Raw genomic sequence first — 17,748 nt, 5'->3', positions numbered from 1 at the left:
GAGACCCCGGCCAGCTAGTCCCTGGCCGGGTTTTCTCTTGTCCGCGTGCCGGATTGCGACGCGGAAGCTCCTCTAGAGGTCGCCGAACTCTTCCCAGTGGGCGATCGCGTCGGCGGCGGCGACGGCGGGGTCCAGGTCGTTGTTGTAGGCGTCTTTCCAGCCGAAATCGGGCAGGTCGCGGTGGCTGAATCCGTTGGTGCGCCTGCGGATCACACGGTCAACTCCGTACATCCATACGGCGAACTCGCGGTCGCCGTCGGCCTCGGTGATCCGGTTCGGTTCGTGCTGGGCGATCTGGTCGGCGAAGGCTTCGACCTTGGCGGGGTCCTTGGTGGCGATCCAGGCGTTCATGTTCTGTGTCCTTTCGGCTGGTCAGTGGTCTAGTCGTGGGTGAAGGTGCGGCCTGCGCCGAGCTGGTCGATGCCGCAGCATTCGCAGAGCCAGTAGCCGGGCGGGTCGATGTCGTCAGCGGGGGTCAGGTAACCGTGGTCGGCCATGAAAGCCACGACCTCGGCGACGCTCTCGGTGTCGAGCGCGCTCATGTCTCCGTAGGCGACGGCGACCGCGCAGCTGTTGCACAGCTGGTAGGCAATGGTGATGGCGCTGGTCATGGTGACCCCTCCCGTTGTGAGTGCCGGTTTGCGTTTGCACCGGCCAATCTCTTCGCCGAAGCGAGTGGGCCGCAGGGGTGTTCACAGTGAAAAAGTCATCCGGGGCGAAGCCCTGAAACCCGCAGGGCGGATTAGTTTTTCACGGCCCTTGCGGCACGGGAGTGGAGGTAAGAGAATGCGGCGATGCAACGCAAACCAACTCAGCCCGAAGGGCCTACTGTGCGGCGTAGCCGCTCCGATCAGGTGACGGCGCAGCCGGCAGACAAGACCGCAACCGATCGCGGCCAGGCGAGCTGGCCGACCGGACGCAGGCACACCGGACGCACGGGGCAGTCGGGGTGACTGTGCGGGAGCGACGCCGGCCGCGGGAGGGCTTGGTGTCGCGGCAGCGCTGACTTCGGCTGCTGGACGGTGGTCAACGGTGTACAACCGTCACATGGATGCCCTTAGGACGTTCTTCGCCATCGCAGGAACGGTCGTTGCAGTTCTAGGTCTTGGTGCTGGTGTGTACTACTTTCGTTATCAGAAGCGGCGCAACCAGTTACGAATTTCCCTAACCTCCCGTGCGATCATCAGTTCGCATTCTCCGAAAGAGATCACGGTCAACTATGCTGGAGCGCGGCTTTTGGACCCTTACGTGGTGACGATTCGGATCATGAATGCCGGGCCCAAGGACATCCGTAGTGACGACTTTGACGCTGGCGCTGCGATCCAGTTGGAGCTGGGCGTGCCGCCGATCAACATTACGGATGAGGCTGACGGTCGTGAGCTCGATTTCGAGTTGGTCAACACTCGCCTCGACATCAAGCCGATTCTGCTCACCACGAACCGCGCGTACACAATCAGTCTGCTTTGCAACGGGTTACCGAGTCCGCAGCTGACGAGAGACCGCATTTGGGGAACAGACGTGTCGATCACGGGGGACGCGACCGTGTCTCGGCTTCGAGAATTGCGCGAGTTGGTCCAGGCCGCACCCGGGCAAACTGTCCTGGCGCTCCTCGTTGTGCCCGTAGTCCTCCTCATCGCCCCTCTCTATTTTTCACAGCTGCCGGAGAAAGACCCAGATCCAGCTCCGCAGACAACAACGACAGTGACGGTCACGTCGGCCGCGACCCCGGGGACTCCCAGTCCGTCCTCTGCTACGACGAGTCCGTCGCCGACTGCAACACCGTGATTCGCCTGCTGCGTACGGCTTTTGCCCCCGTTATCGAGTCGAGGGTCGGGCGCCAGCTCGTAAGTGGTCGCCCGACCCTCTCGGGGTTATCCGTAGATCACCTCGCCGTAGATGCCGGCTTGGGCGATGACGTCGGCGGCGATGGCGTCGACGTCGCCGGCGTCGTTGCTGCGGTTGGCCGTTCGGATGAGGTTCCGTAGGTAGTCGGAGACCGCTACCGAGCCGTCGGCGACGGCGTTGATTCCGCGGGCGATTGTGTCGAGGGTGATCTCGTGTACTGCGTCTTCGAGGTCTTCGATGACGGCGCGTTGGGTTGTGCTCCAGCGGTATTCGATGCAGGTCGACCAGTAGCCGATGCCGCCTTCGAGGGCGCAGACGTAGATGTCGGTGAGGAACTGGGTGCGGGCGGTGGTGCGAGTGGTCATTGGTGACTCCTTCCGATTGCGCGACCGGTTGTCGCGTCCCACCCTGGGGACACGGTGAGGGTGGGCGGTCAACCCCGTAGAGCGCAGCGTGGGTTGAGGGGTCGGGCCCCCGGCGTGTCCCAATGAAACGCCTTGTGACAGAACTACTTTCACCGCATCTTGGTCAGAGGGGTTGGTTCTGTGCGGCGTCAGCCGCTGCGAGTTGTGCATCGAGCTGGTTGGCGATCGCGGCCAGGGTGCGGGGAGTGGCCTGATTCCATGCGGCTTTGAGGCGGGATGATTCGCCGGGCGAGAGGGGTCGGCCGATCACGCCGGGCGGTGATCGTTGCGATGGCCACGATGTCATCGAGGTCTACGACCTGGTTCATCGTGCTCGTTGGATGTTTGTCGGCTCGCGGGCGGGGATCTGCGCTGATTGTGCCGGTTGCCTCTGACAGGCGTCAGCGGTCGATGTAGAGGCGTGCTGCATGCTGTTTGGCGGTGTCGCGGTGTTCTTCGGCGGCGCGGAGCGCATGGCGGAGAGATCCCAGGGCTTCGGTGATACCGGCGATAGCTTCGGCGGGGGTGGTGGGCGCGCCGAGGGTGTCGACGGCAAGGTCGTCGCGTTGTGCGAGGTCGCGGTAGCTGCGTTCGATGTCGAGGACCTGGCGTTGCAAGGCGTTGATGGGGTCGTAGAGCGCGTCGATGGAGTGGTCGAGTGTGCGGCCGGAGTCGTTCACGATGCTCCTCATGGTTGTCAGGGATGAGTTGCGGGGCAACCGGTTAGGTGCGGTAGGCGTGGGCGCGGTGGTCGATCTTGACGATGACGATGGTGTGGTTGGGGTCGTCGATGCGCAGCAGGATGCGGTAGTCGCCGCGGCGGGCGCTGTGGAGGCCTTCGAGGTCGTCGCGCAGCGGTTTGCTGAGGCGGTGGGGGTTGCCGGCGAGGGGTCCGGAGATGAACTCGATGACGGCGTGGACGATCCGGGACGGAAGGCGTTGTAGGTCGCGACGTGCAGGGGATGCGACCTCGACTCGGTACGAGTCGGCCAAGTCCGTGGGTTTGCCGCTCACCGGGGCGGCATGCCGTGTTCGGCGCGCAGATCCTCGAGCGAAATGGTCTGGCCGTCGGCGTACTCGGCGTCGGCGACCGCCACGGCGTCGCGGATACCGGCACGTGAGAGCCAGTAGATCGTTTCGTGCAGCGATTCGAGGTCGTCAGCCGACATGAGCACCGCGGCAGGTTTGCCGTGCTTGGTGATCGTGATGATGTCGTGCGTGCTCTCGGCGCTGTCGACGAGCGCGGAGAGCTTGTCCTTGGCTTCACCGAGAGGCACTGTCGTCATGCATCCAGTCTAGCCGCTAGAGTGGCCAGAAACTAGCCACAAATTTAGCCGATAACCTATATTATGACATCTTGGCAGCTAAGGGCCTCCAGATCGTTGCGACCACATCAGAACTGATCCGGACGAAGCAGCTCAAATCTGGACAGCCGCGCTCTTGGGAACGGTCGAGCCAACGGCGTCAGCCCCCACAGAACGTCCTCTGCCCACCCCTCGGCCTCGAAGCGCTCCCGCTCACGATTCATCATCACCAGCACATCGACAAGCCTGCGCGCGTGTTCAGCCGGCATAGCCGGAACGTAGTAACACAGATCGTGCCTGATCTCGACAAAACGGCCACCACGAGGAACAAAATCCTCTAACCGAAGCGCCTCTAATTTTAGGTCAAATCCTCTCTCGCCCAGACGCATCCCAACACGCCATGACGCCTGAATCGACTGCACCTGATTATCGTCGAACAGCACACCCGCCGGCCCCACCAAAGCATCTATCGTCGGCTTCAGCACGTTGTCGAGATCCGCAATCGAGCTCGTTCGGTAGCGACGCCGCTCCGAAACAAACCACGTAATGGTCACGCTCACGTCGTGATCGAAGAACCGTGTGGTGTTCGCAGCAACAGCTTTAGACAACGCGGCCTTATACGCATTCTTGACCGCTCCGGAAGCCTGCAAAGAGGGCGGATCCACCTGCGTTGAAACCCGCATCTGGGCAGACCCGACGAACTCCTCCACTAGGAATTGGTCCGGCGAGTACGACACCGACTTCCCCGCCATCACTCGCCCCTCTTCGTCAACGTCCGGTACAGGGTCGCACCCTAAGCGCCCGACGTCTGCCTGTCCTCACGACTCAAGTCCCGCTTACCGCCAGGCCTACACCCTCAGTGACCTCGCGGCGAAACCCCCGCCGCCGGCGGGGCAGCTCGTGGGCCGACATCGGCGCGGCCACTACCCCCCCTCCCCGGCACTCAATCGAACCGCGTACCCACAACAACTTCTATATATGGCGGCTGGGATGCGGCCAAACGTAATATCCGCAGGTAGGACCCTGTCCATGTAGGATCGACCAGTGTCCGAACAGCCCGAGTACGTCGATCGTGCCCGGACTCTCATCATGGACACCCTGAACCAGGAACTCGCAGTGGTTCGTCTCGAGTTGGAGGCGCGGGTCTCGGAACACTTCTACGTGGGCCACGCCAGCAACATCGACCCCCACCACGTCACGACGGCTCTACGAGAACTCAAATCAGACAACCTCATTCAACGAGTGACAGCACCTTCGCGTGGCGGACATCAGATTGAGACAATTCAACCCGCAAACAGGACGAACCGCTCCACCGCTATCGACCGTGCAGCTGCTCGCAAGAGAGCCTTATATGCGAAGTACACAGGATGGGCGCAGGGCACGGTGCGCCACCCTCAAGGACTGATCGGACCTGCCGGCGAGCAAGCAGTTCGGTCCGCCATCCTCGCTGCTTCGGCCCTGCAACCTTTGGCTCCTGGCTTCGGCGAAGTCAGCACCGTTCTCGGAGTACAGCTCAGCGGCCCCGTCGACAGCGCCGGCTTCCTCGTCCCCCAGATAGCCGGCATTCCCCAGGCTCCTGTCACTGCGATCTTCGAGGTCAAAAACATCCGCGGCTGGATCTACCCCCAATCGCCCGAACTGTTCCAAGTGCTCAGCAAAGCCGTCGAGTTACAGGCTGCCCACCCGAACCTGCCTATCGTGCCGATTCTCGTTTGCCGACGGGCGCACGAAACCACCTTCTGGATGGCCAAACAGCTCGGTTTCATCGTGATCGCGATGGAACGGCAGTACGCGGGAACCGCGATGACGGATGAAGAGGTCATCGAAGTTCGGAACGGACTCGACTTCAACGACCTCCACCGCGGGACAGGGCCCAGTCTTCGAGTCCAAGAACGACTCCAAGGGCCGATCTCCCAGAACTGCGCCGAAATTGCGGAGACCTGGCGAGGAACTTCCGCGGGCCTGGGACATTACTTCGCCGCGCTAAAGGGGAAGCAATCTTCGCCTCAACGTGCACTTCTCATGCGCCAGCTCAGGGCAGCTTCAACGAAGCGAGGAGACCGAGGCGGGTGGTAAGGACGGGGCTCAACGACTGCCAACCAGCGGCAGCTAGGGCAGTCCGGCAGAGAAGAAAACCCCCGGCCACCAACCGGGGGTTCTCGGGGGTCTGGGGTGCGAAGCGCAGCCACCAGAGTGCTGGTAACAATCCCGCCAAGGCGGACTTGCCGTCCGACGGATACCCGTCGAACATCACGGACGCTACTCTCTCCTCGCCCTCAGAGCCACACCAGGCACACATATTTTCCCGAAACCAAGCAAGATCTTGCAACGGCAGATACCCGGGCAACTTCGTGCGACCGCTATCGGCCCTCCGGCCCGGTCGCCCCATCTACCGGCGTTCCTCCACGGCACTGTTTGTATCGATTGTGGCGCTGCGACAGACATTTTCGCGTTCCTAACAATCCGACTCGTTGGGGCCAGTGGGACAAAAGTGGCAGCGGGTTACATCAATGTAACGAGCTACATGTGGCGCGTTCATCCGGGCAGATGACATGATCGAACTGTCCCGGAACGACCACACTTCCGGTTCTGGTGGTGCCACCAACACCGCCAGAACTACACGGAAGTCGGCCACACCGAGGCGCTGGTAACTGCCCGCCGAAGTAGCCCTCTCTACGGCTACTTCGGCGTGGCGACACTCCCACAAGAAGGATAGATAGCCATGTCTACACGTCGAAATTCCCGTGCGAGCCTTCGCATTGGGTTCATTACCGCGGGCGCCGCTCTTGCGGTATCTGCCGGAGTCTTGGTCGGCCCGACCGCGTCTGCTGTTCCGTACGTCACCGAGGACCGCTGGGAGGACTGCGGCGAGACGATCTGCACCGTCTACTGGAGCAAGTCGAAGACCGCCGAAATGTACGCCAACACTCAGGACCCGGCCGCAGTCGCCGGGCGTGATGCGAACTACGTGGCCGGCGAGCTGCTGCCGTTCGTCGACAACAGCGGCGTCGAGGCATTCGACACTCTCAAAGCCACCGCTGCCGTCGCCGCGGACCGAGGGGCGTGCCTTCAGTACGCATACAGGAAGGACGGACTCGGCACGCCTCAGTGGGACTACACCACCCACTCTGACTACTGCTGGGACACATCCGACTTCGAGTTCTGAGCCGCGAGGCTCCACCGTGATCTGGAGAGCCGTCGACCCGTTTGCGGGTCGACGGCTTTCCGCTGTGTCGGATTCTGCAAGATGATCGCCCGCTGCGACGCCGACCGCGGGCAGGACATGGGCGGGACGAGCTCCCGTTTACACTTCGTGGTCGTGCCCCAGCGGAAACCGGGACTCTCCCCCGCCAGGCGTGATCTGTCACCGCCGAACGGTGATCTGCACCTGTCCGAGCTACCTCGGACGGCGGAACTCCACACGCTCAGCGCGGGAACCGCCGAAGACGTGGTGGTGAGCCTAGATGGGTCGCTGGTCTGCGGCGTCACCGGTGGTGCGATCGTTCGAGTCGCCCCCTCCACCGGGGAACGGAGCACCATCGCAGACACCGGTGGCCGGCCACTAGGCCTGGAGGTATGCGACGACGGTCGCTTACTGGTGTGTGATGCGCACAAGGGATTGTTGCGGGTGGATCAGTCCACGGGCGCGGTCGAAACACTGGTCGACCAGGTCGACGGCGTTACGCTGCGGTTCTGCTCGAACGCCGCCGCCGGCCCGGACGGCACGGTGTGGTTCACCGAGTCGACTGACCGGTTCGACTTCGAGCACTACATGGGTGCGCTCCTGGAGCACCGGCCGTCGGGACGGCTCTTTCGCCGCGATCCGGACGGAACCGTGACGACGGTCCTCGATGGCCTCTACTTCCCTAACGGGGTTGCCCTCGCACCAGATCGGCGATCGCTGCTGTTCACCGAAACGGGCAACTACAGCCTGTCGCGATTGTGGCTGACCGGGCCCCGGCAGGGCGAGGTCGAGGTGCTGCTGTCGAACATGCACGGGTTCCCCGACAACATGTCCCGATTCGTCGGCGGCCGATCGTGGATCGCGATGACCAACCCCCGCAACACCGCACTCGACCGGTCAGCGAACTGGCCCGGATTCATCCGCTCGGCGATCTGGCGACTGCCCGACGTCCTGCGTCCCAATCCGGAGACCATCGTGTGGGCGATATGTGTCGATCCCGAAGGCCGTGTGGTTGATGAGGTCCGCGGCGTGCATCCGTCGTTCGACACCGCGACCGGCGCAGTCGAACACGACGGCGCGCTCTACCTGGCGAGCGTCTGGCAGGACTCGCTGTTGTCGATCGACCTCAGCGACAGAGACTCGAATGATCTGGTGAGCTGCACCGCCCGTGCAAACACACTGTGGCGCAACGAGGCCGATGATCGGTGACGCTGATTCGGAGCGCTGATCGAGCAAGCTTGTGAGCCGCGATGACTAACTATGAGGAACGGTTCGAGACCGGGATCGCGTACCTGCGCCGCTACGTCGCGGCGCAGGGTTCCAGCTCGCCACCGCAGGGCGCGACGATCGACGGATTTCTGATCGGGAGTTGGGTCGACAGCCGGCGCACCGAGTACCGCCGGGGTCGACTGTCGGCCGAGCGGATCCGCCGCATCGAGATCGAGTTCCCGGCTTGGCGGTGGAGTGTGCATGACGCGCAGTTCGACGTCGGGTTGGCGCATCTTCGCCGTTACGTCGCCACCCATGGGACCAGCCGCGTGGTCTACGACGAGGTGGTCGACGGGTTCGCGATCGGTACCTGGGTGCAGAGCCGTCGTGCCGACTACCGCACCGGCCGGCTGTCGGGCGAGCGGGTCGCGTTGTTCGAGCGCGAGTTTCCTGACTGGCAGTGGTCGCCGCAGGCCGCGGCATCCGCGGTCGCGTTCGAGACCGGGATCGCGCACCTGCACCGCTACGTCGCGGTGAACGGCACCAGCAACGCCCGTCGACGCGATGTGATTGACGGATTCGCGATCGGCACCTGGGTGCAGAGCCGCCGCGCTGACTACCGCACAGGCCGGTTGTTGGCCGAGCGGATCCGCCGAATCGAGACCGAGTTCCCGGACTGGCAGTGGACCATCCGAACCAGCTCGACTCCTGGACCCGGGCGGTGAGCTGTGATGGGTGGTGTTGAGGACCGACGGTTCGAGGTCGGAGTCGCGCATCTGCACCGTTACGTCGCCGCACACGGTTCGAGCTCTCCCCCGCGCGGCGCGAGGATCGACGGGTTCCCGATCGACGTTTGGGTGGCCAGCAGGCGCACCGACCACCGCTTGGGCCGGTTGTCGGCCGAGCGGATCGAACGGCTCGAGACCGAGTTCCCGGACTGGCGCTGGAGTGTGCGTGACGCGCAGTTCGGCGTCGGGCTGGCGCATCTTCGCCGCTACGTCGCCACCCGTGGGACGAGCCTCGTGGGTCAGCACGAGGTCATCGACGAATTCTCCCTCGGACAGTGGGTGACGAATCGTCGCGCCGATTATCGCAAAGGCCGGCTGTCGGCTGAGCGGATCGAGGTGTTCGAGCGCGAGTTCCCTGACTGGCAGTGGTCGCCGCAGGCCGCGGCATCGGCCGCCGCATTCGAAACCGGTGTCGTCCACCTGCACCGCTACGTCGCGGTGAACGGCACCAGCAACGCCCGTCGACGCGATGTGATCGACGGATACGCAATCGGTCAATGGGTCGCCAACCGTCGCGCCGACTACCGCACAGGCCGCCTGCCGGCCGAGCGGATCCGCCGCATCGAAACCGAGTTCCCCGACTGGCGATGGAACACGCAACACCGCTCCTGACCGGGACACGGGACGACCGGGCGAGAAGCACAAGACGCTGCCGAGGGAGCCGGCGCACTACTCTCCTGCCCCTACGGGCCGGGCAATCGGTCCACTGAGGTGAAGATCCTCTACACCAGCCGGCCGCAAGGTCCGCTGTCATCGACGTTCTGCGTGATCGTGAACAGTTGGGTCGGTCAGTCAGACGACATCACTGTCGCCCAGGTCCCAACGGTATTGCAGCGCAGTCAGAGTGCCGGTGTCCGGGTCGAACGGCAGGATGAGCACCTCGCCGGCCTCTTGGTCTACGATCCCGTCGCTGGTGAATCGCATTCCTGACCAGATACCGATGACACAGCTTCCGCGGTGTCGTCGGGCGTGCTCGACCTCGCCACGGGTCACGAACACCGCGTCTCCGTTGCTCTGCGTGCCCTTCGCTTCGAGATAGAGCGTTTGCCTGCCTTTGGTGGCGACAGCGTCGTAAGGCCCGTCGTAGCGGGTGTCGCGCACCACCCATCCCTCGTCTCGGTAGTGCTCCATGAGCCAGTCCTGGGCTGCGTCCTCGATGGCTTTGCGTCTGGCGGCGTCGACGAGCCTCCCCTGTCCCCCGCCTGCTGGGCGGGTGCGACCGACGTGCTCTGACCAGCTCGCCTGCAGGTCAACGACCACATCGGGTTGGATCTCCGTCCCGCTGGCCATCGGGGTCCAGTTCTGTGCGGGAAACTCCTCCTGGAGTTGGTCAGTCGGCAACATGTCGTCGGGTTCGACGAGTCGGTCCCACAGGACATCGACGTAGTTGGCCGTCGCGCCGGTGTTATCCCAGTGCGCGTCGGGGTAAATGATCTCGTCAACTCCCGAAGGATCGGCGAAGTCGACCGCCTCGCCACTTCCGATGAGACCTCGCCCTCTCGTCCCCTGACGCAGCAGAAACACCCGGTCCCCGCGCCGGATTCCGGTCCTTCTGCCGCCGGTCGACCACCGCCCATCGACTGTGTGTCCTTCCTGGGTGGTCAGAACACAATCGCGGTAGTCGGCCCAATCCCAGTTATCGGGATTCCAGGTGAGCAGGAATGCGCGATGCCCCGCAACGGATTCCGAACTCACCTCGGTTTCAGGATCCGCGACGTAGTTGATGGCGTTTCGGCCGCGGTGGATCGCGTGTTGATCGACGAGGAGGTCGTAGAGGGGGTCAGCTGAGGTGAGCGGTTCACCGATCAACGCGATCTTGGTGGCTTTGGGGCCGGGGTCGGAGACCCGTTCGTAGCCGTTGATTTTGTATGCCGCAACCGTCCGGTCATCGTGAACGAACGTCGCGTACGTCTCCTCGGCAATCCTCGCCTCGTTGAGGTCCCACCGCCCGCGGTTGTGCTGCCACAATTCCCGGTCGCCGACTGACGGGTCAAAACCGCACCATGATCGACCCAATGAGTCAGATGCGATCTGCTCGGGTGTGTGATCGATTCGGTCGCTCAGTCGGATTTGGATCACCATGCCGCCGAGTCTCCCAGACCCGCAACCGCTTCGGCTCGCCGTTCTATCGGGTGCTACGTGGCAGGGTTTGGATCATGACGATCATTGTCCCGACGACGCTCACAATCGACGACCCGCAACCGGCCGCAGCGGTGCTGCGCACCTACTTTGGCGACCCCTACCCTGGCACCGCTTATACCGGCGCCGTCTTCGACAGCTGGGACTCCACCGGCACTAGGGAGTCTGACTCCGGCGTCTTCACTGCCGATGACCTCGTGGCCATCGGCTTTCTTTCTGTCGATGCCGGCCCCGCCGCCGCTCGAGCACTCCTCCTCGAGCGCCGTGACGAATTTTCCACCTACCTCGCCGAGGTGGGGCCCGATCGCGACCTCGCCGATGAACCAGACCCTCTCGATCCCACCTGGCCCGCGTGGGTCCTCGACACCCAGTTGCGCACAGTCGCTGGCATCGGCGCCACCATCGCCTCCAAACTGATCGCCCGCAAACGGCCTCGTCTCTACCCCATCTGGGACACCGTCGTGGTCGACGTCCTCGGCACCCGAGGCGGCGCGCATCTGGTGCCCATCCACCAGGCGCTGAAGGGAAGTCCCCCGCTTCGGCAACGTCTCCGAGCTGCCAGAGACGCCGCGGGCCTCCCTGATCACATCAGTGAGCTGCGCATACTCGACACCCTCGCGTGGATGCAAGGAAGCAGCAGACCGTAGCTGGACTGGACCGTGTGCAGCCGGCCAACTCTTCTGCGGGCCCCGGGTCGGCACGTCTTCTGCGACGCGGAGGTATCGGGGCACGTGAGTTTCGGTGTCGTAAGCCAGCATTCGGTTTAGCTGCTGTCGCGCCGTGCGGTACCTTGTGGCCGCATCGCCTGCTCATTCGTTCCCCGGCAGGCATCGACTGAGAAAGTGACCTCGTGGCCCATCCTTCGTACCCGCCGCTACCACCCCGACCACCGCAACGATCCGGCCCCCCTGTGTGGGTATGGCTCCTCGTTGGTTTTGCCGTACTCGTCATCGGTCTGGTCATGCTCGGCGGGTGCGTCGCTCTCATTACGGCCGGGTCCTCCTCAGACAACAACTCGACCACGACCTCCCGTACACCCGCGGCTCGCGCCGACTCAGCCGAAACGACCCCGCGGTCATCACCACCGCCGCAGGCCACACCGACCACGCCCACACCAGGACGGATGAACACGCCGATCTCCGACGGCGCCGCCGGCCGTTTCGTCGTGAGTTCGGTGGAAACAGGTGTTCCGTCGGTCGGGGAATACCTCACCGACACAGCGCAGGGTGCCTTCGCCATCATCACGGTCACAGTGACCAACACCTCCAACCACTCCATCGACTTCAACGCGTCTGAACAGCATGTTCGTGACGCCAACAACCGCGTGTTCCGCGTCGACGGGTCCGCCACCTCGATGGCCAGCGATGGCGACGCCGGGTGGTTTAACGACATCAATCCCGGCAACTCGGTGACCGTGCGACTCGTTTACGACATGCCTACAGGTGCGGTGCCCGCAACCATTTCGTTGCGAGCATCAGGGGGTCGCCCAGCCCTGGTGGCGCTGCGCTAGGTCACCGGCAGATAACGAAGTTCAAGGGTTAGTAACACCAGCCTGAGATTTTGCTATGAATCCTTCGGTGACACGCAACGTGTCTAGGGGGAAGATGCCCGGCTCCGGCTGGTTCACGGACACGCCCCTTCCTGTGTGAGCGAAGGAATGTGAAGAGTGACCGACCCCAACAACCCGGGTGACCAGCAGCCCAACTACGGCCAGCAGCCGTTCCAGGGCCAGCCCGGCCAGCCCTACCCGGGCCAGTACCCCGGTTACCCGCCGGCCCAGCCTCCGAAGAAGCGCAAGAAGTGGCCGTGGGTGCTCCTTGCACTCGTAGTCGTATTCCTCGTGTTCGCAGGCGGTTGCGTCGCACTCATCGGCGGCGCCGCGGAGTCGATCGAAGAAGAGTCCGAGCGCGTCGTCAACGTGACCTACGAGATCACCGGCGACGGCCCGACAGGCTCGGCGATCTACACCAACGGCGACCTCAACACCTCCACCGACAACGACATCCCCATTCCGTGGAAGAAGGACGTCGAGATCACCGGGTTCGTCAAGGTCGTGTCGCTGACCGCGAGCAACAGTTTCGACAGCACCGGCACCATCAAGTGCATCATCCGCCAGGGCGACAAGGTCCTGTCTGAGGGCACCGCCTCGGGTCCCGGCGCCTCCGCGAACTGCTCTGGCAACGCCGAGTAAGACTGCACTGCACCGGTTGTAGCTTCGGCCCGGCCTCATCAGACGAACTGTCTTCGGGGCCGGGCCGTCGCCGACAAAGAACACTCATCTCGGTCCGAGACGACTACGCTGGTGGCCCAAATCGTCGTGTGAACCCGGGTGCCGGACCAATTGCTGCATCGAAACCGAGTTCCGACCGATAGTGAACCATCCGAGAACGCATGTGATCGACGGCGTCGGAGGCAACGGATTCAAAACCCGCGCAGTGTCAGTTCGACTCAGACCGACGGCACCATAAGCAAAACTGGACAGGACCGCGTAACGCGGAAACTCTGTCTGAGTGGGTTGCTATAGGTAGCTGACGCTCATTGACAGTTCGGCGCTTCACCGCCTGGACGTGTCGCCTCTTCTCGAAAGGCTCTACCGCCCGTGGCTATGCCCCGCTCCCCTCGTTCCCTCTCCCCCGCGCAGCCCGCTTCGCGCCGCCCGATGTCGACGCGACTGCTGCTGGGTGGCAGCACCGTGGCGCTGGTCCTGGCGCTGGGTGCGTGCGGGACCACCGACACCACTGCGGAGAAGGCGGCCGACACCTCGACGCTGCCGACGACCACCTCGACGGCTCAGGCCGAGATCACGCTGCCGACCGCAACACCGGTGGTCACGGTGTCCTCCGGACCCGCGGCGAACGAGGCGCTGGCGACACTGAACACCCTCGCGGTCAAGGGCCGGGCACCCAAGACCGGCTATGACCGAGCGCTGTTCGGGCAAGCCTGGACCGATGACGTCAACGTCGACGGCGGCCGCAACGGCTGCGACACCCGCAACGACATCCTGCGCCGCGACCTCACCGGCATCGTGGTCAAGCCGGGCTCGAACGGGTGCTCCGTGCAGTCCGGGACGTTGGCCGACCCGTACACCGGCAGGTCTATTTCGTTCGTGCGTGGGCAGCAGACCTCGTCTGCGGTGCAGATCGACCACGTCGTGGCCCTGTCCGATGCGTGGCAGAAAGGCGCACAACAGCTCTCCCCCGCACAGCGTGCTGACTTCGCCAACGATCCGCGCAACCTGCAAGCAGTCGACGGCCCGACCAACCAGGCCAAGGGCGACGGTGACGCCGCGACCTGGCTGCCGCCGAACCGCTCCTACCGCTGCACCTACGTCGCCCGTCAGGTCGAGGTGAAAGCCGCCTACAAGCTGTGGGTCACCCAGGCCGAGAAGGACGCCATCACCCGAATTCTGGGCGATTGCGGCGCCGACGTCGCATCGACATCGACCCGACAGGTACCGAACACCCGCACCTCGACCGCGACACCGATCCCCGAGCCGGCCTACACCCCGCCGACCACCACCTACACCCCGCCGCCGGCCGAAGACCCGGCCCCGTCCTCGGTGTACTACGCCAACTGCTCCGCAGTCCGCGCTGCGGGCGCTGATCCGATCTACGCCGGCCAGCCCGGCTACAGCAGCAAACTCGACCGCGACGGCGACGGCGTCGCCTGCGAATAACGTAGGCACACCGACCCGCAACGCTCCCAGGAAGATATGACGTGAACGAACATCGATCACCCGGCCGGCAGAATGCCGTAGTCCTCGGAATCATCGGAGCCATCTCAGCCGTGCTGCTCGTGGTGGTAGTGCTGGCAATCAGCACCGATGGCACGAGTTCCGGAAACGCCTCTGGTGGCGAAGGTGGAGCCTCCGAACTCGACCCCCGCGATCAGTCGATCTATGACGACGGGTACCGCGCGGGCACTCTGGCTGCAGAGAACGACCGCCACATACCCGCCGGCTCACCGGGCATGCCTGACACAACGTCTCGTTGTAACGGGATGACGCAGGAAGTGCAAATACCGCACATGGGAGCACGGTCGCACGTCAGAGTTGAGTTGTACGACTACGACGACATCACCCTGTGGGTTACCGGTTGCGTAGAAGGTTACGAAGCGAAAGGCTGACTGCGGAATAGCGCAGGGATCGTCGCCGTTGACTCGTGTGACGGTGGCGGGCTCAATGCCCCGGGCCTCACCCCTTTCCGCCGCTGCGTGCGGCCGTTCGCCGAGAGGCGCACTGACCGGCACCGTCCCCTCTCACACTGACGCCGTCGACCCGATCCCGGGTTGACGGCGTCAGTCGTCGTAGGGGTCTGGATGGTCGCGGGCGATCACGGTTCCCGCCGGGAGCGTGTATTCGGCGAGGATGATCGCGTCACCGGAGAGCGGTCGGAAGTCGACGCCGGCGACCTCGGGAACGATGAACATGAGTTTGAGGAACAGGCTCAGGTCGGCACCATCGAACGCGCGTAGCGAGATCCACGGGCGGGTGCCGAATGGGTCCTCGACGTAGCCGTCCCAGCCGCCGAAGTCGGCGAGGTAGTCGCCGAGGGTGCGGCCCGGGTATCCGAATCGTGCGGCGTAGTTGAACGCGGATAGTTCCGCGGCCACGCGAACGCGTTCGGTCATCAACTCACGATAGAGACCACCTCCGAGGACAGTGGATGCATGGCTTCGATGGCGCCGATGCTCGCGACCCCGGGTCGGGCTCCGTCAGGTTCGGGCTGGTCGTGGGAGATGAAATATGACGGTCAGCGCTGCACCGCCCGAGTATCCGGGGGCGAGGTGTTGCTGTTGAGCCGTAACCTCAGCCCGATCACCTCCACGTATCCCGAGATCACAGCTGCTCTGCGCACGGCGACCGGTGGCCGCGACGTAGTGGTTGACGGGGAGATTGTGGCCCTCGACGCCGCTGGGCGGCCGTCGTTCTCGCTTCTGCAACGCCGGATGCACACGCCGCGGCCGGGACGCCGGCTGCTCACCGATGTGACGGCGGCGTTCTACCTGTTCGACGTCCTGGAGCTCGACGGCACCGACGTCGCACCGCTGCCCTACCTCGAACGCCGGTCGCTCCTCGACACCGCGGTCACCAGTTCGGGGGCGGTGCAGGTCACCCCGTACTGGCCTGACAGCTCCGCTGAACCGATGCTGGAGCTCGCGAGGAACTTCGGCCTGGAGGGCGTGGTCGCCAAGCGGGCGGCGTCGAAGTACCTTCGCGGCCAACGGTCGCCGTCGTGGGTGAAGGTCCCGCTGCGGTTGAGTGCGGAAGTCATCGTCTGCGGGTGGACCGGCGACCCGACGTCGGTGCGATCGTTGCTGGTGGGCGGCTACCGGCCGTCGGGTGAGTTGGTCTACCTCGGCGAGGTGGGGACCGGATTCACCCAGCAGCAACGCCGCGACATCGCCGACCAGCTCACCGAGGCGACCCACCCGGATCATCCGTTCACCGCAGAACACTCCCCCACGCGGATCAGCAACGTGCGGTGGGTGCTGCCGGTCCTGGTCGGCACCATCGAGTACCGCGAGATCACCCGCCGTTTGCGACATGCCTCATGGAAAGGCTTCCGTACCGACAAGACCCCCGATGAAGTGATCTGGCCCGAACGCGATGAACCGGCCTGACCCCCGACCTCGACTGTCACCAAACGGAACGCAACCACGCCAGATTCTGTGGCAACCGACCCGACCGGGGAGGGCGGCAGCGCAGCGCAGCGGAGGCAGCTCGTGTCGTTGGGCTACGGGAGGCGCTCGACCTGGCCGCCGACCTCGGTGGCATACGTCTGGGCCTCGGTCGCTTCGTCGTCGGTGTAGACCCGAACGTCGGCCGGCCGACCGGGTGGCCGCACGATCAACGTCAGCTCGCCCATGGTGGCGCGGCTCCGTTTCGGCGCGACCCGATTGGTGGGTCCCACCCCGTCGTTATTCTCAGTCATTGCTCGGCGTCCTCTCGCGGTTGCAGGGCCTCGGGCGGTACCCACATCGTGATGGTCGCCGACGAGACATGGTTGGCGCTTTCGACCGGCATCTGACATACGCCGCGCCACAATCCATTTGAGATCTGCAACCAAGCCAGGAGCAACCCCGGCATGGTCGGTTCGATACGCGCACCGGAGGCGCGCACTCGCAGCGACACTCCCTCACCGGCCGCGTAAGACCTGCCGCAAGACGGGTCAGCGATCGCCATGTCGATCAGCACAGGCCGCGGCGGATCGAACACACGCAGTGTTCGGGTGTCGGGCCAGCGATCGAACATACTCACAGTCTAACCCGCCAGATCGAATGCATGTTCGATGGGCGTGTAGTCTGTTTTCGCAGGCGGGGGTGTGACCGAGTCGGGAAGCTCGGGACCGTACGCACCCCCGCCTCCTTCAGCGGTCGCCCGGCAGGTCACCGACCCCGGCGATTCGACTGAATGACGGTACGCAGCGGTGTGCATCACCCACATCTAACGGCGTCGTTCCACTATCTGAATCTCCGAGAATCGCTATCGCGCAGAGTGTTTGACATTCTTATGCGATGTAGGGTGAGTGGGTTCGCAACTGCGCGAACGCTGATCGGGGAGATTATCTATGAAGCTTGCACATCGTCGTATTGGAGCAGTGCTCGGGACATTGGCCGGGGCGGTGATGGTATCGGGGCTGGTGACGGCAGAGGCCTCGGCGGCGTATCCGAAGGGATGGAGCGATTGGGCGTCCTGTTCGGCGAATGTTGCTGTGGGGTCGATTGTTCCGATCACCGACAGCGGCAACCACACCACGAGTCCGTCGCCGTGGGTCAAGGCCAGCGCCCACCAGTTGGGGTACGCGACGGGCTATCAGTCGTTTGTCGTGTCGTTCGAACAGGCCCGGGTCGTCAGCGTGGGTCCCTGCCAGAAC

At 64.1% G+C, this 17,748-nt stretch carries 25 protein-coding genes; 13 read left to right on the top strand and 12 right to left on the bottom strand.

Annotation, left to right across the window (positions count from 1 at the left end; translation table 11 throughout):
* Positions 1-72 precede the first annotated feature (72 nt).
* Together MAY35_RS20130 and MAY35_RS20125 are read right to left on the bottom strand one after the other, a co-directional pair.
* On the bottom strand, positions 73-351 hold the full coding sequence (locus MAY35_RS20130; RefSeq protein ID WP_238423063.1) for a hypothetical protein: 279 nt from the start codon (positions 349-351) through the stop codon (positions 73-75).
* A 29-nt stretch (positions 352-380) separates the two neighbouring features.
* On the bottom strand, positions 381-611 hold the full coding sequence (locus MAY35_RS20125; RefSeq protein WP_238423062.1) for a hypothetical protein: 231 nt from the start codon (positions 609-611) through the stop codon (positions 381-383).
* Between the two features lie 421 nt (positions 612-1,032).
* On the opposite strand from MAY35_RS20125, the gene MAY35_RS20120 reads away from it, so the two are divergent.
* The gene (locus MAY35_RS20120; RefSeq protein WP_238423061.1) at positions 1,033-1,785 is read left to right on the top strand and encodes a hypothetical protein; all 753 of its coding nucleotides are present in this window, start codon (positions 1,033-1,035) and stop codon (positions 1,783-1,785) included.
* 86 nt (positions 1,786-1,871) lie between these two features.
* Here the strand turns inward: MAY35_RS20120 and MAY35_RS20115 are convergent, their stop codons facing one another.
* From MAY35_RS20115 to MAY35_RS20090, 6 genes are all read right to left on the bottom strand, one after another.
* Entirely contained in the window at positions 1,872-2,210 is a 339-nt protein-coding gene (locus MAY35_RS20115) for a hypothetical protein (protein WP_238423060.1), read from the bottom strand.
* Positions 2,211-2,373: 163 nt separating this feature from the next.
* Positions 2,374-2,520 (bottom strand): hypothetical protein, encoded by a 147-nt coding sequence (locus tag MAY35_RS20110; RefSeq protein WP_238423059.1) that lies wholly within the window; start codon positions 2,518-2,520, stop codon positions 2,374-2,376.
* 130 nt (positions 2,521-2,650) lie between these two features.
* Positions 2,651-2,929, bottom strand: a complete 279-nt coding sequence (locus MAY35_RS20105) for a hypothetical protein (RefSeq protein ID WP_238423058.1) — start codon at positions 2,927-2,929, stop codon at positions 2,651-2,653.
* Positions 2,930-2,972: 43 nt separating this feature from the next.
* Positions 2,973-3,263: a type II toxin-antitoxin system RelE/ParE family toxin gene (locus MAY35_RS20100; protein ID WP_308192478.1), complete on the bottom strand. Its 291-nt coding sequence runs from the start codon at positions 3,261-3,263 to the stop codon at positions 2,973-2,975.
* Positions 3,260-3,535, bottom strand: a complete 276-nt coding sequence (locus tag MAY35_RS20095; RefSeq protein WP_238423057.1) for a type II toxin-antitoxin system Phd/YefM family antitoxin — start codon at positions 3,533-3,535, stop codon at positions 3,260-3,262. The genes MAY35_RS20100 and MAY35_RS20095 overlap by 4 nt, the downstream gene beginning before the upstream one ends.
* 107 nt (positions 3,536-3,642) lie before the next feature.
* Positions 3,643-4,305 carry a RusA family crossover junction endodeoxyribonuclease gene (locus MAY35_RS20090; protein ID WP_238423056.1) on the bottom strand — a complete coding sequence of 221 codons (663 nt, stop codon included), beginning with the start codon at positions 4,303-4,305 and terminating at the stop codon, positions 3,643-3,645.
* A gap of 292 nt (positions 4,306-4,597) precedes the next feature.
* Here MAY35_RS20090 and MAY35_RS20085 point away from each other — a divergent pair, with 292 nt between their 5' ends.
* The 5 genes from MAY35_RS20085 (at position 4,598) to MAY35_RS20065 (ending at position 9,346) form a co-directional block, all read left to right on the top strand.
* Positions 4,598-5,629: a hypothetical protein gene (locus MAY35_RS20085; protein WP_238423055.1), complete on the top strand. Its 1,032-nt coding sequence runs from the start codon at positions 4,598-4,600 to the stop codon at positions 5,627-5,629.
* Positions 5,630-6,359: 730 nt separating this feature from the next.
* Positions 6,360-6,719 (top strand): hypothetical protein, encoded by a 360-nt coding sequence (locus MAY35_RS20080; protein WP_238423054.1) that lies wholly within the window; start codon positions 6,360-6,362, stop codon positions 6,717-6,719.
* Between the two features lie 81 nt (positions 6,720-6,800).
* Positions 6,801-7,946 carry an SMP-30/gluconolactonase/LRE family protein gene (locus MAY35_RS20075; RefSeq protein ID WP_308192477.1) on the top strand — a complete coding sequence of 382 codons (1,146 nt, stop codon included), beginning with the start codon at positions 6,801-6,803 and terminating at the stop codon, positions 7,944-7,946.
* Between the two features lie 41 nt (positions 7,947-7,987).
* Entirely contained in the window at positions 7,988-8,671 is a 684-nt protein-coding gene (locus MAY35_RS20070) for a helicase associated domain-containing protein (RefSeq protein ID WP_238423053.1), read from the top strand.
* A gap of 6 nt (positions 8,672-8,677) precedes the next feature.
* Positions 8,678-9,346 carry a helicase associated domain-containing protein gene (locus MAY35_RS20065; RefSeq protein WP_238423052.1) on the top strand — a complete coding sequence of 223 codons (669 nt, stop codon included), beginning with the start codon at positions 8,678-8,680 and terminating at the stop codon, positions 9,344-9,346.
* 180 nt (positions 9,347-9,526) lie between these two features.
* Here the strand turns inward: MAY35_RS20065 and MAY35_RS20060 are convergent, their stop codons facing one another.
* A complete protein-coding gene (locus MAY35_RS20060) occupies positions 9,527-10,702 on the bottom strand; it encodes a protein NO VEIN domain-containing protein (RefSeq protein ID WP_238423051.1) in 1,176 nt (391 codons plus the stop codon).
* A 188-nt stretch (positions 10,703-10,890) separates the two neighbouring features.
* Between MAY35_RS20060 and MAY35_RS20055 the strand changes: the two genes are divergently transcribed.
* From MAY35_RS20055 to MAY35_RS20035, 5 genes are all read left to right on the top strand, one after another.
* Positions 10,891-11,520: a DUF6308 family protein gene (locus MAY35_RS20055; protein ID WP_238423050.1), complete on the top strand. Its 630-nt coding sequence runs from the start codon at positions 10,891-10,893 to the stop codon at positions 11,518-11,520.
* 518 nt (positions 11,521-12,038) lie between these two features.
* Positions 12,039-12,383: a DUF4352 domain-containing protein gene (locus MAY35_RS20050; RefSeq protein ID WP_238423049.1), complete on the top strand. Its 345-nt coding sequence runs from the start codon at positions 12,039-12,041 to the stop codon at positions 12,381-12,383.
* Positions 12,384-12,539: 156 nt separating this feature from the next.
* Complete coding sequence (locus MAY35_RS20045) at positions 12,540-13,064, top strand: hypothetical protein (protein ID WP_238423048.1); 525 nt, start codon at positions 12,540-12,542, stop codon at positions 13,062-13,064.
* A 414-nt stretch (positions 13,065-13,478) separates the two neighbouring features.
* A complete protein-coding gene (locus MAY35_RS20040) occupies positions 13,479-14,549 on the top strand; it encodes a DUF1524 domain-containing protein (RefSeq protein WP_374237987.1) in 1,071 nt (356 codons plus the stop codon).
* Between the two features lie 41 nt (positions 14,550-14,590).
* On the top strand, positions 14,591-14,998 hold the full coding sequence (locus tag MAY35_RS20035; RefSeq protein ID WP_238423046.1) for a hypothetical protein: 408 nt from the start codon (positions 14,591-14,593) through the stop codon (positions 14,996-14,998).
* A 171-nt stretch (positions 14,999-15,169) separates the two neighbouring features.
* Here the strand turns inward: MAY35_RS20035 and MAY35_RS20030 are convergent, their stop codons facing one another.
* The gene (locus tag MAY35_RS20030) at positions 15,170-15,502 is read right to left on the bottom strand and encodes a hypothetical protein (RefSeq protein WP_238423045.1); all 333 of its coding nucleotides are present in this window, start codon (positions 15,500-15,502) and stop codon (positions 15,170-15,172) included.
* Between the two features lie 39 nt (positions 15,503-15,541).
* Between MAY35_RS20030 and ligD the strand changes: the two genes are divergently transcribed.
* On the top strand, positions 15,542-16,495 hold the full coding sequence (gene ligD / locus MAY35_RS20025) for a non-homologous end-joining DNA ligase (RefSeq protein ID WP_238423044.1): 954 nt from the start codon (positions 15,542-15,544) through the stop codon (positions 16,493-16,495).
* Between the two features lie 113 nt (positions 16,496-16,608).
* Here ligD and MAY35_RS20020 read toward each other — a convergent pair whose 3' ends face one another.
* On the bottom strand, positions 16,609-16,806 hold the full coding sequence (locus MAY35_RS20020) for a hypothetical protein (RefSeq protein ID WP_238423043.1): 198 nt from the start codon (positions 16,804-16,806) through the stop codon (positions 16,609-16,611).
* Entirely contained in the window at positions 16,803-17,126 is a 324-nt protein-coding gene (locus MAY35_RS20015; protein ID WP_238423042.1) for a hypothetical protein, read from the bottom strand. The genes MAY35_RS20020 and MAY35_RS20015 overlap by 4 nt, the downstream gene beginning before the upstream one ends.
* A 316-nt stretch (positions 17,127-17,442) precedes the next feature.
* Between MAY35_RS20015 and MAY35_RS20010 the strand changes: the two genes are divergently transcribed.
* Positions 17,443-17,748 (top strand): hypothetical protein (locus MAY35_RS20010; protein ID WP_238423041.1); only part of this gene is annotated, 306 nt, incomplete at its 3' end.

This window comes from Gordonia sp. 'Campus' (assembly GCF_022206305.1).
Taxonomy (GTDB): Bacteria; Actinomycetota; Actinomycetes; order Mycobacteriales; family Mycobacteriaceae; genus Gordonia.
Note: the sequence above shows the minus strand (reverse complement) of the source record. Positions and strands in the feature narration are given on the sequence as shown.